Source organism: Novosphingobium aquae (genome assembly GCF_037572715.1).
In the GTDB taxonomy this organism is placed as follows: Bacteria; Pseudomonadota; Alphaproteobacteria; order Sphingomonadales; family Sphingomonadaceae; genus Novosphingobium; species Novosphingobium aquae.
In genome coordinates, this window is the sequence record NZ_JBBHJY010000001.1 from 595,791 (window position 1) to 613,060 (window position 17,270).

Genomic DNA, 17,270 nt, shown 5'->3' on the forward strand with positions numbered 1-17,270 from the left:
CGAGAGTTGCGATAGATTCAATCTATGATTAAACGCGCGCACCTTCGACAATTCCTCGCCGTGGTCGATACTGGCAACTTCACCCGTGCGGCGGAGCGCGTCGGCGTGGCGCAGCCCAGTCTGTCCGCGGGTATCGCCGAACTGGAGCGGTTGGTGGGGGCCAAGCTGTTCCTGCGCGATCGCCGCCGCATCCGCCTGACGGATGCGGGCAACCGCCTGCTCGCCCACGCCCGCGCCATCGAACGCGAATTCCGCGAGGCTGAGGCGAGTCTCGCCGCCTCTGCGCCGGTTGCCTCGCCCTTGGTGATCGGCGTCCTGCCTTCGCTGGCGACTGACATGCTTTCGCGATGCATGAGCGCCTGGAGCGGCGAACGCGCGCTGGTCCTGACCGACGGCACCGATGCGGAATTGCGCAAGCGATTGTCCGAAGGGCAACTGGATGCCGTCGTCACACTGTTGCGTCCTGAAGACAGCGAGCGACCTTCGCTGGAACTCTTCGAGGAGCCCTATGTCCTCATGCTGTCTCTGGCCCATCCGTTGGCCGGGACGGAGATCATTGAAGCCGCGCAGGTGGCGGGCGAAACCATGATCGCGCGCCGTTCCTGCGAGATCCTTGCCGATACCAGCCGCTGGTTCACCCAGCGCGGAGTAAGGCCGCCATTCTTCATGCGCTCTGCCAATGATGATCGCTGCATGGAAATGGTGCGGATCGGCATGGGCGTGACGACCGCGCCTGCATCCCTGGCGCGCGCAGGCGTCAGCGCGGTGCCGTTGGCAGGCTATGACTTTCGCCGCCGCATCGGGCTCTTGTTGCCACGCGCCCATGCCGGCGAGGCGGGTGATCACCCGCTCGCACTCGCGTTCCGGCAGGGGCTTGCCTAAAGGATATGGCCTATATCGCGCCGGCGGCTTTGAACTGTGCGACGCGGGTCGCGTCAAAGCCGAGCTCGCTCAGTACTTCGTCGGTATGCTCGCCGATCAGCGGCGGGGGGCGGCGGATCGTTGCCGGGCTTTCCGACATGCCGGCCAGCGGACTGGCGATCAGGTCGACATAGCCCGCTTCGGCATGGGGATGCGGCGTCCGGGCGCGCAGGCCGCGATGCTTGACCTGCTCGTCTTCCCAGACCTCGGGAAGCTCGTTGTACTTGGCCGCCGGTATGCCGACGCCGTCGAGCATGTCGAGGAGCTGGACTGCAGTGAACTGGCCACTCCACGCATTGATGATGTCGATCAGTTCGGCCCGGTTGGTCTTGCCCCGCTTGAAATTGCTGTCGAAGCGTTCGTCGGTGAACAGTTCCGGCTGTTCCATCAGCACGGTGAGCCGGCGGTAATGCTCGTCGGTTCCGGCGGTGAGATAGACAATGCCGTCGCTGCCATAGATCAGGTCAGCCGGCCCGCCGCCATTGCCGCCATTGCCAAGCCGGGGTGGCGCATCACCGCTGAGCAGGTAGTCCTGCATGATGTGACTGACCATGGCGACCGAGGTGTCGAGCAGCGCAATGTCGATGTACTGGCCTTCGCCGGTCACGCTGCGGCGCATCAGCGCGCCGAGGATGGCGATCGCCGTGTTGTGGCCGGTGACGAAATCAACAAGGCTGGGGCCGGCCTTCAGCGGACCGGCACCGGGCTGGCCGGCCGGAACGCCCGTTACCGCCATCATGCCGCCGGTCGCCTGGAACAGCCCGTCATAGCCGGGCTTCGGCGCCATCGGGCCGGTCTGGCCGTACCCGGTGACCGAGCAATAGATCAGCCGCGGGTTGATCGCTTTCAGGCTCTCGTAATCCAGCCCGAAGCGCTTCAGGTCGCCGACCTTGTAATTCTCGATTAGCACATCCGCCGTCTTGACCAGTTCGCGCAGGATTTCCTGCCCTTCCGGCTTTGAATGGTTGAGCGTGATCGATCGCTTGTTGCGGTTTGCCACGGTGAAGAAGCTCGACTGGCGGGCGTCAAGCCCGTCCTTGCCCTGCAGGAAGGCGAGGCCATAGCCGCGCCCGTCATCGCCCACGCCGGGGCGTTCGATCTTGATCACGTCGGCGCCAAGGTCGCCCAGGATCTGCGCGCCCACCGGCGCGGCGAAAACGCGGGACATGTCGATGACGCGGATACCCGCGAGTGCACTATTGTCGGTCATGTGCGCTATCTAGCCAGCCGGCCCCCGCGCGCCAAGCGGACGGCGGGCAGGGCCGCCAATACCGCTCCAGCGTTCTCGACGCGGAGCGGGGCCGGGGCTATCCGAAGGCTCTGACAGAATACCGAAAGGGCATGGCGTGAAAGTTGCGATCATCACCGGAGCAGGCAGCGGCATTGGTCTCGAGACCGCGAAGATGCTGGCGGCAGCGGGCACCGCGGTTGTCGGCGTAGGCCGCGACACGGGCAAGCTGGCCACGCTCGAAGCGGCGATCGGCAATCCGGACCTCGTCGCGACCATCTCGGTCGACGTGACGGCGGAGGATGCACCGGCGCGGATCGTGGGACTCGCGCTCGAACGGTTCGGCCGCATCGACTGCCTGGTGAACAATGCCGGCGTCGGCAGCCCGAAGCCGGTGCACGAGGCCAGCGACAGCGATTTCGACAGCTTCATCGACATCATGCTCAAGGCCCCGTTCCGCCTGATCCGTGAATGCCTTGGCCACATGGGTGAGGGCGGATCGATCGTGAACGTGACCAGCACTTTCGCCCACATCGGCGGCCGTCGCGGTGGCGCTTATTCAGCGGCCAAGGGTGGGCTCAAGTCGCTCACCGAGCACATGGCCTGCGAATATGGCCCGCGCGGAATCCGCTCGAACTGCGTGGCCCCCGGCGTGACCATGACCGAAATGGTCGCTCATCGCTTCGATGACGAAGTGTTCAAGCGCGCCAACGTGGAAACCACACCTTATCCGCGCCTTGCCAATCCGGAAGACATCGCCAGCGTCATTGCCTTCCTGTGTTCGCCTGGCAGCGAGATGATCAACGGTCAGTCGATTGTCGTCGATGGCGGCTGGAACAACACGAAGTACCTCAGCCCCCGCGCGACCAGCACCAAATGGGTCGAACAGTGAGCGGCGAAGTCACCAAGATCATCATCGGGCTGAAACGCCGCCCGGGCATGTCGGTGCAGGAATTCCGCAACTATTACGAGAATGTCCACACCAAGGTCGCTGGCAAGTACACCCAGCCGGGCATGATCCATTATGCCCGGCGCTACCTCGATCCGCTGCCGCACCTGGACACCAAGGAAGTGCACGAGCCCGAGTTCGATGTGATCACCGAGCTGTGGTACGACGATCCCAAGGCAGCGGCTGGCCTGATCTGGATGGTCAGTGAAGGCAAGCTGCCCGCCGACGTCTTCGAGGACGAGAAAAATGTCTTCGACCGGCCAAAGACCCGCTATTTCATGACGACCGAATGCGTCACCGCTCTGGATCAGGGCGACCGGTAAATCGTGTAGATGCGTGAGGAGAAGCGCCACTCCCCGTCTTCGCGCCGGAATGTGTCTTCATAGTCGCCGATCAGTTCGCTGCCGGTTGGGAACACCGTGGCGATCATCAGCGAAGTGGCAGACGTCCTCTCGCCGTCCACAATGACAATAAGGTTGTGGATCGCCGGAAACACCCGCGATGCCGCGCCTGAGGAGCCGATCGAGGCAGCAACCTCTTCCCGTCCCACTTTGCGATAGCGCTGCACCGCCGCTTCCGGATGGAGCGGATCGGCATCGCGCACTTCGAAAGTGGCATCGTGCGTGAACAGCGCGCCGCAGGCCTCCGGGCGGCCCCGCCGTATATTGAGCGCATAAGTGTGCACGAGGTCGGCGATCTCCGCCTTCGCGGCCAGGGTCTTGACGGTGTCGGACACGTGGCTCTCCTGCCAGTCTATCGCTATGCGGATGTTGCGCGCCTGCTACTGGACGGCAAGCCTTTTCCCGCGCAAAGGCGGCTCACGTGCCCAATCGCGAGGTTCCAATGAGCTATACCCGTTTCCTCAAGCAGCAGTGCTACATCGATGGCAAATGGTGCGATGCCGATAGCGGCGGTTCGTTCGATGTCACCGATCCGGGCAGCGGCGCAAAGCTGGGCACCGTGCCGAACATGGGCGCGGCTGAAACCGAACGCGCGATTGCTGCGGCTGATGCGGCGCTTCCGGCATGGCGGGCCAAGACCGCCGGCGACCGCGCCAAGATCATGCGCAAGTTTTTTGACCTGATGATCGCCAATCAGGATGCGCTGGGCGAACTGCTCAGCCGCGAACAGGGCAAGCCCTTTGCCGAAGCCAAGGGCGAAATCGCCTATTCCGCCAGCTTCATCGAATGGTTCGCTGAAGAGGGCAAGCGCGCATACGGCGAAGTCGTGCCCAGCCATGCGGCGGATCGCCGGATCGTGACGCTCAAGCAGGGCATCGGCGTGGTCGGCGCGATCACGCCGTGGAACTTCCCTTCGGCGATGATCGGGCGCAAGCTGGGACCGGCGCTGGCGGCAGGCTGCACCATGGTGCTCAAGCCGGCTTCGGCTACGCCCTATTCGGCGCTGGCTCTGGCGGTACTGGCCGAGGAAGCCGGCATTCCGGCGGGCGTGTTCAACGTTGTCACCGGATCGGCCCGCGCCATCGGCGGGGAGCTGACCCGCAACCCGATCGTCCGCAAGATTACCTTCACCGGATCGACCGAGATTGGCATCGAGCTGATGCGCCAGAGCGCCGACACGATGAAGAAGCTCTCGATGGAACTGGGCGGAAACGCGCCGTTTATCGTCTTCGACGATGCCGATATCGACAAGGCTATCGAAGGCGCGATCATCTCGAAGTTCCGCAATTGCGGGCAGACCTGCGTCTGCACCAATCGCTTTTACGTTCAGGACTCGGTCTATGACGAATTCGTCACCAAGCTTGCCGCGCGGACGGCTGCGATGCCGATCGGCTACGGCATGGAAGAAGGCGTCACCATCGGCCCGCTGATCGATGAAGCTGCGGTTGAAAAGGTCGAGGAACACCTCGCTGATGCGCTCGCTGGCGGGGCGCGGCTGCTCACCGGTGGCAAGCGGCACGCACGCGGCGGCAATTTCTTCGAACCCACCGTCGTTGCCGATGTGAAGGCGGACATGAAGCTGGCGCGCGAGGAAACCTTTGGTCCGCTCGCCGGGGTGATCCGCTTCCACAACGAAGCTGAAGCAATCTCGCTAGCCAATGCCAGCGAATTCGGCCTTGCCGCCTATTTCTACGCCCGCGACCTGGGCCGCGTGTGGCGTGTGGCGGAAGCGCTCGAATCGGGCATTGTTGGCATCAACACCGGCCTGATCTCGACCGAGGTTGCCCCGTTCGGCGGCGTAAAGATGTCGGGCCTTGGCCGCGAAGGCTCGCGCCACGGGCTCGATGACTTCATGGAGCTGAAGTACCTCTGCATGGGGATCTGATTGGCGCGTCGTCCCGGGCTTGGCCCGGGATCGCTGGCCTAATCAACGCAAAATTGGAGTTATCCGGCAACCGGCCCCGGATCAGGTCGGGGACGACGGCTACTTGACCGCCGGCTCCGTCCAGCCGCCGGCCGTGGCAAGGTAGAGCCGCGCAACGTCTATGTACTGCTTTGATCGCGCGTCCAGCATTCCAAGCCGCGCCTGCTGCGCCACCCGGCTGGCATCGAGCACTTGCAGCACGCCCGAATTTCCCACCTGAAAGCTGCGCCGCGACAAGTGCAGCGACCGCTCGGCAATGCCCAGCGATTCGCCGCGCAGCGCAACCGCCCGGGCATCGTTGGCCAGCGCAGCTAGCAGGTCTGAAGTCTGTCCGAAGGCCTCCAGCACGGTCTGGCGATAACGCGCTGCCGCCGCCCGCGCCTCGGCCTCTGCCGCGCGCTTTTCAGCTTTACGCGTGCCGCCGTCGAAGATCGGCGCGGTCAGCCCGCCCAGCAGGCTGAAGGCGGTGTTTGATGGACTGAACAGGTCATCCGGACTCTTCGCCGATTGCGTAAAAGAGGCACCCAGAGTGAGGCTTGGATAGAGCCGCGCTTCGGCAACGCCGATCGCCGCAGTTGCGGCGTGGAGCCGCGCTTCGCTGGCGAGGATATCAGGCCGCTTGTGCACCAGTTCGGAGGGCAGGGTGACCGGAACTTCCTGCGGCAGGTGCAGGCTGGAGAGCGAAAATCGAGTATCGCCAAGTTCCGATGGCGCGACGCCCAACAGAATCGCCAGCAGGTTGCGCGCCTCGGCCCGGGCCTGTTCGAGCTGCGGCAGGCCGGCCTGATCGGCGGCGAGTTCACCCTGCGCACTGAGCACTTCAACCATCGTGCCATCACCGCCGCGCCGCTTGGCGTCGGTCAGCTTCACATTGCGCAGGTCCTCATCAATCAGTGCCTGCTGCGTGGCGATCCGGTCGTTGAGCGCAGCGATGGTGAGGGCCTGCAGAACCACGCGTCCGGCAATCGTCAGGTGCGCCGCTTCGGTTTCGTGCAGCTGGGTTTCCGCCTCGGCCAGCGCCTTCTCATTGGCGCGTTTATGTCCGCCGAACAGGTCGAGGTCATAGCTGACCCCGCCGCCCAGTGAGAACAGCGTGAATTCCGGATTGCCAAACCCCAACGAGCCGCCGCTGAGGCCGAAGCTCGAAAGGTTGATCTGCTGGTGATTGACCTGCGCCTGTCCGTTCACCTGCGGCTGGCTCTTGCCAGCTACCGATTTCACGTACTCAAGGCTGCGGGTCAGGGTCTGGCGGCTGGCTTCTAGGCTCTGGTTGCCGGTCAGCGCCTTGTCGACGAGGGCGTTGAGTTCGGCTGATCCGAAAACCTCCCACCAGCGTGCCTGCGGACCCTGGCCGGGAACGGCGACCGGTGCCTTGCCGCTCTGCAAGGTGCCGGCATAGCTTCCGGCCGGCGCCACAGGGGCGGTGAAATCCGGCCCGACAGTCTTGCAGCCGGCCAGCGCGGTGAGCGGCAACAGGGCGATAAGCAGCTTGCGGCGCATCGCGGTCACTTGCCTGATTTCGCCGCCAGCGGTGCATTGGGCGGCGTGTCCTTGCCCAGCAGCCGGCGCTGGTGGCCGGTATCGACAGTCACCTTGACGCTGAGCCCGGCGTGGAGCGGCAGGTCCTTGGGCAAGCGGTCAACGGCGATTTCAACCGGCAGTCGCTGGGTCACTTTCACCCAGTTGCCGGTGGCGTTTTCGGCCGGGAGCACGGAAAAGCTGTTGCCGGTTCCGGGGCTGAAACTGGCGATCCGGCCTGTCAGCTCTTCGTCGGGAAAGGCGTCGATGTGGATGGTCACCGGCTGGCCAAGCCGCATGTAGCGGAGCTGGTTTTCCTTGAAGTTCGCCTCGACCCAATAACGCGTGCCGGTCATGACGAAGAGCGGCTTGCCGGCGGTGACATAGCTGCCCACCTGCACCTGGTTGACCTTGGTGACGATGCCGTCCTGCGCGGCGCGAACGACGGTGTTTTCAAGCGCAATCCTGGCCGTCTGGACCATCGCAGCGGCGCGGCGCGAGGCAGGTTGGGTGGCGGGGGAACCGGCGGGCATCTTCGCGGCAATCGCAGCGGCATGGGCCTGTGCCGCGGCGATGCCGTCGCTCGCGGTGCGAACGGCCAGCACGGCCTGATCGACCTGCGACTGCGAGGAAATGCCTTCCTTCAGCAGCGATTGCTGCCGTGCGGCCTGTGAACGTGCAAACGCGAGTTGGGCCTGCATCCGGCTGACTTCCGACTGCGCCTGCAGGTAATCGGCGCGGGTGGCGCCGACTTCGGCAATTGCGCCCGAAAGCTGGGCTTCGGCAGAGGCGACCCCGGCCTGAAAGTCAGACGGATCGATGCGGAACAGCACGTCGCCGGCATGGACGAACTGGTTCTCCTTGACCTCAACCGCCACGACCTTGCCACTGACATTGGCGGCAATCATGACCTTGCCCGCCTGCAACTGGGCATTGTCGGTTTCGACATAGCGGCCGCCGGAAAGATAGAACCACAGACAGACCGCCGCAGCGATGAGAATTCCGCCCAACATCAGCGGACGGCGCAGCCGCGAACCGGACACTTGGGGTTCTGCTACAGGGGCGTTATCGCTCACAGGAATCTCCGCTGCGCGCTGCCGGGCGCGTTGAGCGGCCGCAGATACTAAGCAATGCTATAATCAGCAAGAGGGATAGCAGTATGGCTAATGACCGCGTCGTCGATTTCACGGGAATACACAATTTTCGCGACTACGGCGGCTATGCCGTAGAAGGCGGCGGCGCGGTTCGGCGCGATGTTCTGTGGCGTTCAGGTCAGCATTTTGACGCAAGCGACGAGGATCTCGGCAGGCTCGAGTCGCTCAGCATAGCCCATGTCTTCGACCTGCGCAGCGATCGCGAGCGGGCAAGCCATCCTTGCAGGCGACCTGCGGGTTTTGGGGCGCAGGTCCATACTGTCGCCGACGACTCGGGCAATCATGCGCCGCACGTGTCCTCTGCCCGCCGCGATGCGGAAACTACGCGGGCTAACATGGTACGCTCCTATGCCGGCATGCCCTATCGCCCGCTGCTGGTAGCGATGGTGCGCAATATGATTGATCGGCTGGCGAGCGGCGACGGGGCCAGTCTGGTCAATTGCATGGCCGGCAAGGATCGCACCGGCTTTGCGGTCGCCATGGTCCACCACGCGCTGGGCGTGCATTACGATGACATCGTTGCCGATTACCTGCTGACTAATACGGCCGGCAACCCCGAGGAGCGCATCGCCGCCGGCATGCGCTCGGTCAGCAGCCTGCTGGGCGATATCGAACACGAAGCCCTGCATGTGCTCATGGGCGTGGAGCCCGAATACCTCGCCACGGCGTGGCAAGCGATGCAGGACAGCCACGGATCGGTCGATGCCTATCAGGCGGACATGCTCGGCGTGGACAATGCCTTGCGCGATCGGTTGCGCGCTGCTCTGCTCGAGGGCTAGGCCAGGAAGGACTTCACGTCTGTCAGGAACCTGTCGAGTTGGTCGTGGTGCAACCAGTGGCCGGCCTTTTCATATTCGATCACGCGGGCATCCTGAAAGTGCCGGGCGCGGCCATCTTTTTCAGGGTTCGAGGCCCACGAGTCGGCTCCGTAAAGCAGCAGCAGAGGGCAGGTGACGGCTGACCACAGCGCCTCGATATCCGCCTGCGGAATATCGAACGGGGTCCCGACATTCAGGTAATTGTCGAACTTCCAGCTCCACGTGCCGTCTTCATTCCGGTTCGCCCCATGAATGGTCAGGTGGCGCGCCTGTTCGTCGGACAGGAACCCGTTTTCCGCCTTCATGCGGGCATAGGCGTCTTCGATCGTAGCATAGCGTTTGGGCGTACGGCCTGATGCCGCGCGCTTGTTTTCGATCCAAGTGCGCAGATTGTCCGCCGTGCCCTGCGCCTGCCGCTCGGCCAACATCTGCGGTGAAAGGCCAAGGCCCTCGATGTTCACCAGCTTGCGGACCTTTTCCGGATAAAGCCCAGTGAAACGCATGACAATATTCCCGCCGAGCGAGTGTCCGATGATTGTCACTTGCTCATGGCCGAGCGTCTGCACCAGCTGGGCGAAGTCGTAGACGAAGGCGTGGGCCGAATAGTCCCCATCGGGCGACCACGCGCTATCGCCGTGCCCGCGCAGGTCGGCGGCAATAACGTGCCAGTCCCGCGACAATTCCTGCGCCACCCAGTCCCACGACCGGCAGTGATCGCGCCCGCCATGCTGCAGGATCAGCGGCGGCGCTTCGGGATTGCCCCAGTCGACGTAATGAAGGCGCAGGCGCTGCGAAATGAAAGAGTTCGAGGTGGGTCCGGTCGTCAGCATGGCCGCACTTGGCCCGGCGCGTGGCCCTGCGTCAATCGCCCGTGTGGAATTGCCGCGCCGGGGACTCGCAATCGCGCGCCGGGGCAACTATCTGGCCGCAACCGCCTCTCTTCAAGGAATCGCCGCATGGCCACTCACAAGACCCGCATGCTGATCATCGGCTCCGGCCCCGCTGGCCTCTCCGCCGCGATTTACGGCGCGCGCGCCGGGATGGAGCCGATTGTCGTGCAGGGCCTGCAGCCGGGCGGCCAGCTGACCATCACCACCGATGTCGAAAATTATCCCGGCTTCCGCGACGTGATCCAGGGTCCGTGGCTGATGCAGGAAATGCAGGCCCAGGCCGAACATGTCGGCACGCGGATGATGTGGGACACCATCGTTGAGGTCCAGATGGACGGTTCGCCGTTCCGCGCGATCGGCGATGGCGGTGATGTCTATGAAGGCGAAACGCTGGTCATCGCCACCGGCGCGCAGGCCAAGTGGCTTGGAGTCGAGGGTGAGCAGGAACTGGGCGGCAAGGGCGTGTCGGCCTGCGCGACCTGCGACGGGTTCTTCTATCGCGGCAAGAAGGTCGTGGTGATCGGCGGCGGCAATACGGCTGTCGAGGAAGCGCTATACCTTACCAACCATTCGCCCGACGTAACGGTGGTCCACCGCCGCGATTCGTTCCGCGCGGAAAAGATTCTGCAGGACCGCCTCTTCGCCAACGAGAAGGTCTCGGTCGAGTGGAACAAGGCGGTCAAGCGCTTCGTCGGTGATCCGGCGAGCGGCGGACTGACGGGCGTTGAAGTGGTCGATACGGTGACCGGTGAAACCTCGATCATCCCGGCGGACGGTGCTTTCGTCGCCATCGGCCATGCGCCGGCAACCGAACTGTTCAAGGACAAGCTGGAGCTGGATGGATCGGGCTACATCGTTGTTGAGGTCGGTACGCCCAAGACGGCGATTCCGGGCGTTTTCGCTTGCGGTGACGTGATGGATCACACCTATCGCCAAGCCGTCACGGCGGCAGGCACGGGCTGCATGGCCGCGCTCGATGCCGAACGTTACCTTGGCGAAAAGGACTTCAAAGCCGCCGAATGATGCGTCGACCCGGATCACGCCCGGGACGACGAATGTTATCGCAGTGCCTCCAGCACCCGCGCTTCCAGCCAGTCCTGCGATTCGACGTAGGAATGGGTCGCCTCCGCGCAGCGCCTGACGCGCGGGTCTGACTTGTCCCAGCTCGCCTCAAACACTTGCGCGGTGCGGTCGCGGCCAGCCAGCAGGATCGTGACCGGCCCGCCGAACGCCTTGAGGTCAGCGGCAAAGATCTGCGCCAGCGAGCTTGGCGGCGGTGCGGGGCGCAGCGCCGATTTCAACGAACTGAACAACTGGCCGATTTTCACGCCGCCGCGCAGCAGGCGCAGGATAGCCCTCGGGTCTCGCAATCGGCGCAAGTAATGCGCGCGGACGGCAGCCGGCGGGGCAGCGGCGGGTTCATCGCTGTCATCGCCTTCGATGGTCCACGGATTCGACAGGACCAGCGCATCGCACCCAGCGCCTTTTGCCAGTACAAGTGCCGTGGCGCCGTCGCAGTTGCCCATGCCGACCACGCGGGTGGAATGCGGCGCTGCTGTGCGAAGGGCGGCGATGGCAGCAGCAATGTCGGCAGCGGATTCGGTGAAGCCAGTGTTGACTCCATCGCTGTCGCCCACGCCGCGCCGGTCGAAACGAAACACCGGGAAGCCCGCGCTGGCGATCCGCGCTGCGAACTGGGCCTGCCCGTTCCAAGCCCCTGCGCGTATTTCATTGCCGCCGGTGACGATCAGCAAGGCGGTGGTCTCACCGCCCTCATCAAGCGTGCCGATTAGCTGCGCGCCTTCGCAATCGAAAGCGATGTGCCGGCGGCTCATGCCTTGATCCCCACGGTGATGATCGCGGCAAGGGCATCTGCCTGTGCCGGTGCCTCGCCCGGTTCAGCGCGGAGCCACAGCGCGCCGCCGCCCAGCATGTCCTGCCCGATGATCGTCTGCTCGGTTTCCTCGGGCGGCATCGCGGCCTGCAGATCGGCGATCATGGCTGCGGAAAGCTGGTAGCCCGCAAGTTCGAGCCCTTCAGCCAGCCCTTGTTCGAGCAAGCCGCCCTGCGTTTCTTCGCGGCTGGCCTCGCGCGATGACAGGATCCGCATCCGCAGCATCTGCCGCAGGATCGTCGCGCCGCCAGTCGGGGCATAGCGCCAGCCGGGCAGCGAGCGCGGCACCACCAGCGATCCGCCGCGAATAGCGAGGACGCGGGTGGCGCGAAATTCGCGCGCGGCCGACACCATCGCGTGTTGCCAGTGGCCAAGATCCTGCTCGCCAAGCACTTGCAGGCTCTCGTTGCAGCCGGGAAGGTCGGGAAGCATCGAATCGATGCCAGCATGATCGAGCCGCCGCATGACCTCTACTGTCAGGCGGCGCAGGCGGTTGGCTTCGTCGAACAGGGCAGGGATCACCAGCAGCCGGTCGGTGCGGCCTTGATCAAAGCTCAGCGCATATTCGGCGATGACCTCACCGCCCGATTGCACGACCTGATAGGTCGCCGGCGTCATTCGCCCGTGCGTTTCGCCTCGGCAAAGGCGAGGAGCGACCCATAGGTTTCAAGCAGTTCGCCATCGATCTCGTCGTCATCGATGATGAAGCCAAGGCGATCTTCCATTTCGGTCAGCAGGCCGGCTACCGACATCGAATCGAGTTCGGGCAAATGCCCGAACAGTCCGGTATCGGCGTCGAACGCGGCAACCTGCTCGGCTTTGAGGCCCAGCACGTCGGCAAGGATACGGCGCAATTCCCGGTCGGTCTTGGTGCTCATGTCTTCCCCGAACATAGCGAGCCGCGTAGCGGTGGCGCGGCCTCTAGACATGCTTTGCCCCCGCTGCAAGGCGGCGCAGCGCGATCTTGGCCATAGGCAGCCAGTTTTGCGGCCAAGCGGGCCGAAACATCGTGAGCCGGTAGCGGGGGCGCACCACTTCCATCCAGTCGCGCTTGTAGCCATCGTTGCCGGTGCCGAAATCCACAAGCGTGACCCTATCGCGGTCGATCACCCGTTCAAACAGCGCGGCGCTGAGGGTCGTTCCGGGGGACAGCGGCTTTGACGCTTCGGTGTGGGCCAGCTTGTGGATGAAGGCCGTGCCGCCTTCCACCGTCCAGAATTGCGCGGCGACAGGTTCGCCCTCGTGACGGGCAACGGCCATGCGCAGCCTGCCCGCAGTCCCTTCTTCCTCGGCGAAGCGGCGCAGGAATGGCGGTGAGCCTTCTTCCGGCTTCCAGCTTTGCGCGTAGACCGTTTCATAGGCGGCCCAGGCGTTTGCATCGAAGTGGTCGAACAGTTCGACCGTAACCTTGCCGCCCTTGCGCTTGAGCGTGGTGCGGAGCTGGCCGGGGCGCGAGGCGAGGTATTCGGCGAAACTGCGGCCATTGACGGGCAGCACGTGGTTGACGTCGCTTTGCTCGCGGAACACCGCCCAGCCGGCCTTGCGAAAACATGCCTCGATCAGGTCAGTCTCGCCGTTCTCGTTCGGCAGCGGCGAAAGCTCGATATGCGGAGCCTGTCCCGCCAGATCGGCAGCGAGGGCGGTGAGGAGTGCGGCCTCGTCCGCGCCCTTGGTGAACAGCGGACGCACGCGAAAGGCATACCAGTTGGCCAGCGCAAGGATCGACCGCTGGCGGCGCATCAGGCCGAGGACGGCGCGCTGCTCGCCACTGCGGGCAACGGCGATCAGGGGGAGGATATCGCAGGTTTCGGCCAGGTTCTGCCACCAGGCCAGACGATCGAAAGGTGCGCAGGACTGCGCATCGCCCAGCAACTCCGACCACGGAGCATCTGCTTGGACTTCCTTAAGATCATCGTGATAGGTAACCACGATCACTTGATACGTACCCCCCGGAGCCTGTCCACTCGTGTCTACCTCGCGGTCTTCCACCATCCTTCCGCTCGACCATCTTGCCCTCAGGGGCGAGGAGGATGCGGCGGCGCTGGTGCTGCGCGGTGAGACGCTTAGCTACAAGGACTTAAGATCGCGTATCTCGCGCCTTGCGGCTTGGCTGGCGGCGCAGGTGCTCGAAAAAGGCGCGCGGGTGGCGACCTGGGCGGCCAAGGGTGAGCTGACGTGCTTGATGCCGCTGGCTGCGGCCCGGGCGGGGCTCGTCCACGTTCCTGTTAACTCTCTGCTGAAGCGGGCGCAGGTTGCGCACATCCTTGCCGACAGCGGCACGCGGCTGCTGATCGGTTCGCCCGCGCGGCTGCAGACGCTTGAGGATGGGGATGCTGCGGAGGCGGTGCTTGTTGGTGAGAGCGAGGCGCTTGAACAGGCGGCGGCTTTCGGCGGCGATCTCGCGCCTTCGAAGGCTGATCCGAACGAACTGGCAGCCATTCTTTATACGTCTGGGTCCACGGGTCGGCCCAAGGGCGTGATGCTCAGCCACGCAAATATGTGGCTGGGGGCGGAAAGTGTCGCTTCCTATCTTGGGCTGACGAATGATGATGTGACCCTGGCGGTCCTGCCGCTGTCGTTCGACTACGGCCAGAATCAGCTGCTTTCGACGTGGTATGCCGGCGGGTCTGTCGTCCCGCTCGATTACCTGACACCGCGCGATGTGGTGAAGTCGGTCGAACGCAATGGCGTGACCACACTGGCTGCCGTGCCGCCGCTGTGGGTGCAGCTGGCCGAACTGGAATGGCCACCGGAAACGGCGGCAAAGCTGCGGCGGATGACGAATTCGGGTGGTGCGCTGACGGAAGACCTGGTTCGCCGATTGCGCGGCCAGTTCCCGCAAGCCCGCTTGTTTGCGATGTACGGCCTGACCGAGGCTTTCCGTTCAACTTTCCTCGATCCCGCGCTGATTGACAGCCACCCGACTTCGATGGGCAAGGAAATCCCTCACGCCGAAATCCTCGTCATTGGCGACGACGGTGAAGTCACGGCCGATGGTGAAGAGGGCGAGCTCGTCCACTGCGGGCCGCTGGTGGCGCAGGGCTACTGGCAAGACGCTGAACGAACAGCAGAGCGCTACAAGCCCGCACCCGCGGCATCGAGATATGGAGGCATGGCGGTATGGTCCGGTGACCGGGTAAAACGCGATGCCGAAGGCCTGCTCTATTTCGTCGGGCGGCGCGATGCGATGATCAAGAGCGCGGGCAATCGGATTAGCCCCCAAGAGGTTGAGGAGGCGGCGTTGGCAACAGGATTGGTCGCCGAGGCGGTCGCGCTGGGCGTGAAGGACGCGCGGCTCGGGCAGGTGGTTCACCTCGTCGTCAGGCCAGCACCCGGAAGTTCAGGTTTTAAAGAAGAATTGCCGCGTAAACTTATGCAGGATTTGCCGAATTTTATGCAGCCTAAAGTCATTCACTGGCGCGATGCCATGCCGATCGGCCCCAATGGCAAGATTGACCGCGCGGGTCTGGCGCAGGAACTCCAGCAGGCAGAAGCCGCATGAAGGCACTCGGTCCTATTCCCGCCGGTTTCGCCGCGATCGACGGCGAACTCGCCATCGACGGGCACAAGGTCAGTGATCTGGTCGAACGCGCGCATGAAACGCCGCTGTTTGTCTATTCGCGGCGGATGCTGATGGAGAAAGTGGCCCAGCTAAGGGCTGCAATGCCGCAGCGGCTTGGCATTCATTTTGCCATGAAAGCCAATCCCTTCGCGCCGGTTCTTGATGTCATGTCGAATCTGGTGGATGGCTTCGACGTCGCTTCGGCAGGTGAGATGACCATGGCTTTTGCGGCGGGTGTTTCGCCGCAGAAGATCAGCTTTGCCGGGCCGGGAAAGCGCGACAGCGAACTGGCGGCAGCGATCCATCACGGCGTCACGCTGAACCTTGAATCCGAGGGGGAGGCGGAACGCGCACTCGCCATTGCCGCTCGGGAAGGGCGAACTGCTCGCCTCGCCATCCGCGTGAACCCCGATTTCGACCTCAAGGGCTCTGGCATGAAGATGGGCGGCGGCGCCAAGCCGTTCGGCGTCGATGCCGAACGCGTTCCGGCGCTGGCGCGGCGGATCATCGAAGCAGCCGCGGAATGGCACGGCCTGCATATCTTCGCCGGCAGCCAGGCGCTTTCGGCGGACGCGATCATCGAAACGCAGGGACAGACGCTCGACCTTGCCGCGAGGCTAGCCACTGAAATTGGCGCGCCGCTGCCGCATTGCAATCTGGGCGGCGGCATCGGCATTCCCTATTTCCCAGGCGATGAGCCCGTCGATGTTGCCGCCATTGGGGCGGCGCTGGAAGCTCGCTTCGCCGCGCTTCCTGATGTTTTGCGCGATACCCGCTTCAATATCGAACTGGGGCGCTATCTTGTCGGTGAAGCCGGGATTTACCTGACCCGCATCGTCGACCGCAAGATCAGCCATGGCGAGGTCTTTCTGGTCACAGACGGCGGCCTGCATCACCAACTGGCCGCTTCGGGCAACTTCGGCACGGTTGTCCGGCGCAATTATCCGGTGGCCATTGCCACGCGCTTCGGCGCGCCGGTCGAGGAAGAGGCGAGCGTGGTCGGCTGCCTGTGTACGCCGATGGACAAGCTGGCTGAAAAGGCCGGTTTCCCGCGTGCCGATGTCGGTGATCTCGTGGCCATATTCTGCGCCGGTGCCTATGGAGCAAGTGCCAGTCCGGCGGCCTTTCTGGGCCATGGTCCGGCGCACGAAATGCTCGTTTAGAGTTAAGGAACAGTCTGTCCCATTAAGGGATTGTCCTGGAAAAACCCGCCTGAAATCCGGAATATCCGCTCAAGGATAACGGTATGTTCACCCTTTTTGGCGATAGCCGCTGCTGAACTGGCGGCATGCCATGTGCACGAATGGGACGGGCCCGTCGTATTCTGCACCTCACAAGCCGCCACAACTGAGGGTGTGCTTGTATGCCGACCGATCGTTTGTCCCGACTGCTAGCCGGTACTGCCGTGGCCAGCCTGATGCTGACCGGCTGCGCTGGTTCGTCGAGCGGACCGCAGCTTCCTGCGGCCAGCTTCGTGTCGATGCAGGAAGGTCCGGGCGAGGAATACGTGATCGGGCCGCTAGACGAGCTGACCGTGTTCGTCTGGCGCAATCCGGAGCTTGGCGCGAACGTGCAGGTCCGCCCTGACGGCCGCATCACCACGCCGCTGATCACCGACATGCCAGCCGTGGGCAAGACCCCCTCAATGCTGTCGGAAGATATCAAGCTCCAGCTTTCGCAGTACATTCAGGACCCGCTGGTCTCGGTCATCGTAAACAAGTTTGCCGGGACATTCAGCCAGCAGGTGCGCGTGATCGGCGCGACCGAAAAGCCGGCCTCGCTGCCATACCGCGCCAACATGACTCTGCTCGACGCGATGATCGCGGTGGGCGGCCTGTCCGAATTCGCCGCCGGCAACCGCGCGAAGCTGATCCGCTTCGACAAGTCGACCGGTAGCCAGAAGGAATTCGCGCTGCGGCTCGGCGATCTGCTCAAGAAGGGCGAGAGCAAGGCCAACGTCATGCTGATGCCCGGTGATGTGATCATCATCCCCGAAAGCGCGTTCTGAGAG

Annotated in this window: 18 protein-coding genes; 9 read left to right on the forward strand and 9 right to left on the reverse strand. The window is 63.9% G+C overall.

The window, feature by feature from the left end; translation table 11 throughout:
- The first annotated feature begins 24 nt into the window (after window positions 1-24).
- A complete protein-coding gene (locus WG900_RS03035) occupies window positions 25-882 on the forward strand; it encodes a LysR family transcriptional regulator (protein ID WP_339964567.1) in 858 nt (285 codons plus the stop codon).
- A 10-nt stretch (window positions 883-892) separates the two neighbouring features.
- Here the strand turns inward: WG900_RS03035 and WG900_RS03040 are convergent, their stop codons facing one another.
- Window positions 893-2,131 carry a CaiB/BaiF CoA transferase family protein gene (locus tag WG900_RS03040; protein ID WP_339964568.1) on the reverse strand — a complete coding sequence of 413 codons (1,239 nt, stop codon included), beginning with the start codon at window positions 2,129-2,131 and terminating at the stop codon, window positions 893-895.
- A 136-nt stretch (window positions 2,132-2,267) separates the two neighbouring features.
- Here WG900_RS03040 and WG900_RS03045 point away from each other — a divergent pair, with 136 nt between their 5' ends.
- On the forward strand, window positions 2,268-3,041 hold the full coding sequence (locus tag WG900_RS03045; RefSeq protein ID WP_339964569.1) for an SDR family NAD(P)-dependent oxidoreductase: 774 nt from the start codon (window positions 2,268-2,270) through the stop codon (window positions 3,039-3,041).
- On the forward strand, window positions 3,038-3,421 hold the full coding sequence (locus WG900_RS03050) for an EthD domain-containing protein (protein WP_339964571.1): 384 nt from the start codon (window positions 3,038-3,040) through the stop codon (window positions 3,419-3,421). Before WG900_RS03045 ends, WG900_RS03050 begins: the two co-directional genes overlap by 4 nt.
- On the opposite strand, the gene WG900_RS03055 is transcribed toward WG900_RS03050, so the two are convergent.
- Window positions 3,406-3,834 (reverse strand): nuclear transport factor 2 family protein, encoded by a 429-nt coding sequence (locus WG900_RS03055; RefSeq protein ID WP_339964572.1) that lies wholly within the window; start codon window positions 3,832-3,834, stop codon window positions 3,406-3,408. The two genes, WG900_RS03050 and WG900_RS03055, sit on opposite strands and share 16 nt — an antisense overlap.
- A gap of 107 nt (window positions 3,835-3,941) precedes the next feature.
- Between WG900_RS03055 and WG900_RS03060 the strand changes: the two genes are divergently transcribed.
- The gene (locus WG900_RS03060) at window positions 3,942-5,384 is read left to right on the forward strand and encodes an NAD-dependent succinate-semialdehyde dehydrogenase (RefSeq protein WP_339964573.1); all 1,443 of its coding nucleotides are present in this window, start codon (window positions 3,942-3,944) and stop codon (window positions 5,382-5,384) included.
- A 99-nt stretch (window positions 5,385-5,483) separates the two neighbouring features.
- Here the strand turns inward: WG900_RS03060 and WG900_RS03065 are convergent, their stop codons facing one another.
- Together WG900_RS03065 and WG900_RS03070 are read right to left on the reverse strand one after the other, a co-directional pair.
- Window positions 5,484-6,923: an efflux transporter outer membrane subunit gene (locus WG900_RS03065; protein WP_339964575.1), complete on the reverse strand. Its 1,440-nt coding sequence runs from the start codon at window positions 6,921-6,923 to the stop codon at window positions 5,484-5,486.
- 5 nt (window positions 6,924-6,928) lie between these two features.
- Window positions 6,929-8,017 (reverse strand): HlyD family secretion protein, encoded by a 1,089-nt coding sequence (locus WG900_RS03070; protein ID WP_339964577.1) that lies wholly within the window; start codon window positions 8,015-8,017, stop codon window positions 6,929-6,931.
- An 83-nt stretch (window positions 8,018-8,100) separates the two neighbouring features.
- Here WG900_RS03070 and WG900_RS03075 point away from each other — a divergent pair, with 83 nt between their 5' ends.
- Window positions 8,101-8,874: a tyrosine-protein phosphatase gene (locus tag WG900_RS03075; protein WP_339964579.1), complete on the forward strand. Its 774-nt coding sequence runs from the start codon at window positions 8,101-8,103 to the stop codon at window positions 8,872-8,874.
- Here the strand turns inward: WG900_RS03075 and WG900_RS03080 are convergent.
- Window positions 8,871-9,743, reverse strand: a complete 873-nt coding sequence (locus tag WG900_RS03080) for an alpha/beta fold hydrolase (protein WP_339964582.1) — start codon at window positions 9,741-9,743, stop codon at window positions 8,871-8,873. The two genes, WG900_RS03075 and WG900_RS03080, sit on opposite strands and share 4 nt — an antisense overlap.
- A 126-nt stretch (window positions 9,744-9,869) precedes the next feature.
- Here WG900_RS03080 and trxB point away from each other — a divergent pair, with 126 nt between their 5' ends.
- Window positions 9,870-10,826, forward strand: a complete 957-nt coding sequence (gene trxB / locus WG900_RS03085; protein WP_339964583.1) for a thioredoxin-disulfide reductase — start codon at window positions 9,870-9,872, stop codon at window positions 10,824-10,826.
- A gap of 35 nt (window positions 10,827-10,861) precedes the next feature.
- On the opposite strand, the gene WG900_RS03090 is transcribed toward trxB, so the two are convergent.
- From WG900_RS03090 to WG900_RS03105, 4 genes are read right to left on the reverse strand one after another with little or no spacing between them, the layout of a single operon-like run.
- Window positions 10,862-11,638: a hydrolase 1, exosortase A system-associated gene (locus tag WG900_RS03090; RefSeq protein ID WP_339964584.1), complete on the reverse strand. Its 777-nt coding sequence runs from the start codon at window positions 11,636-11,638 to the stop codon at window positions 10,862-10,864.
- Window positions 11,635-12,315 carry an alpha/beta hydrolase family protein gene (locus WG900_RS03095; RefSeq protein WP_339964585.1) on the reverse strand — a complete coding sequence of 227 codons (681 nt, stop codon included), beginning with the start codon at window positions 12,313-12,315 and terminating at the stop codon, window positions 11,635-11,637. The genes WG900_RS03090 and WG900_RS03095 overlap by 4 nt, the downstream gene beginning before the upstream one ends.
- The gene (locus WG900_RS03100) at window positions 12,312-12,575 is read right to left on the reverse strand and encodes an acyl carrier protein (protein WP_339964586.1); all 264 of its coding nucleotides are present in this window, start codon (window positions 12,573-12,575) and stop codon (window positions 12,312-12,314) included. Before WG900_RS03100 ends, WG900_RS03095 begins: the two co-directional genes overlap by 4 nt.
- A 43-nt stretch (window positions 12,576-12,618) precedes the next feature.
- The gene (locus WG900_RS03105; protein ID WP_339964588.1) at window positions 12,619-13,632 is read right to left on the reverse strand and encodes a GNAT family N-acetyltransferase; all 1,014 of its coding nucleotides are present in this window, start codon (window positions 13,630-13,632) and stop codon (window positions 12,619-12,621) included.
- Window positions 13,633-13,663: 31 nt separating this feature from the next.
- On the opposite strand from WG900_RS03105, the gene WG900_RS03110 reads away from it, so the two are divergent.
- The 3 genes from WG900_RS03110 to WG900_RS03120 all read left to right on the forward strand — a co-directional run bounded on the left by WG900_RS03110 (window position 13,664) and on the right by WG900_RS03120 (window position 17,267).
- Window positions 13,664-15,199: an acyl-CoA ligase (AMP-forming), exosortase A system-associated gene (locus tag WG900_RS03110; RefSeq protein WP_339964589.1), complete on the forward strand. Its 1,536-nt coding sequence runs from the start codon at window positions 13,664-13,666 to the stop codon at window positions 15,197-15,199.
- Window positions 15,196-16,422, forward strand: coding sequence for a pyridoxal-dependent decarboxylase, exosortase A system-associated (locus tag WG900_RS03115; RefSeq protein WP_339964590.1), 1,227 nt, complete (start codon window positions 15,196-15,198; stop codon window positions 16,420-16,422). Before WG900_RS03110 ends, WG900_RS03115 begins: the two co-directional genes overlap by 4 nt.
- Window positions 16,423-16,622: 200 nt before the next feature.
- Window positions 16,623-17,267, forward strand: coding sequence for an XrtA/PEP-CTERM system exopolysaccharide export protein (locus WG900_RS03120; RefSeq protein WP_339964591.1), 645 nt, complete (start codon window positions 16,623-16,625; stop codon window positions 17,265-17,267).
- The last annotated feature ends 3 nt before the right edge of the window (window positions 17,268-17,270 follow it).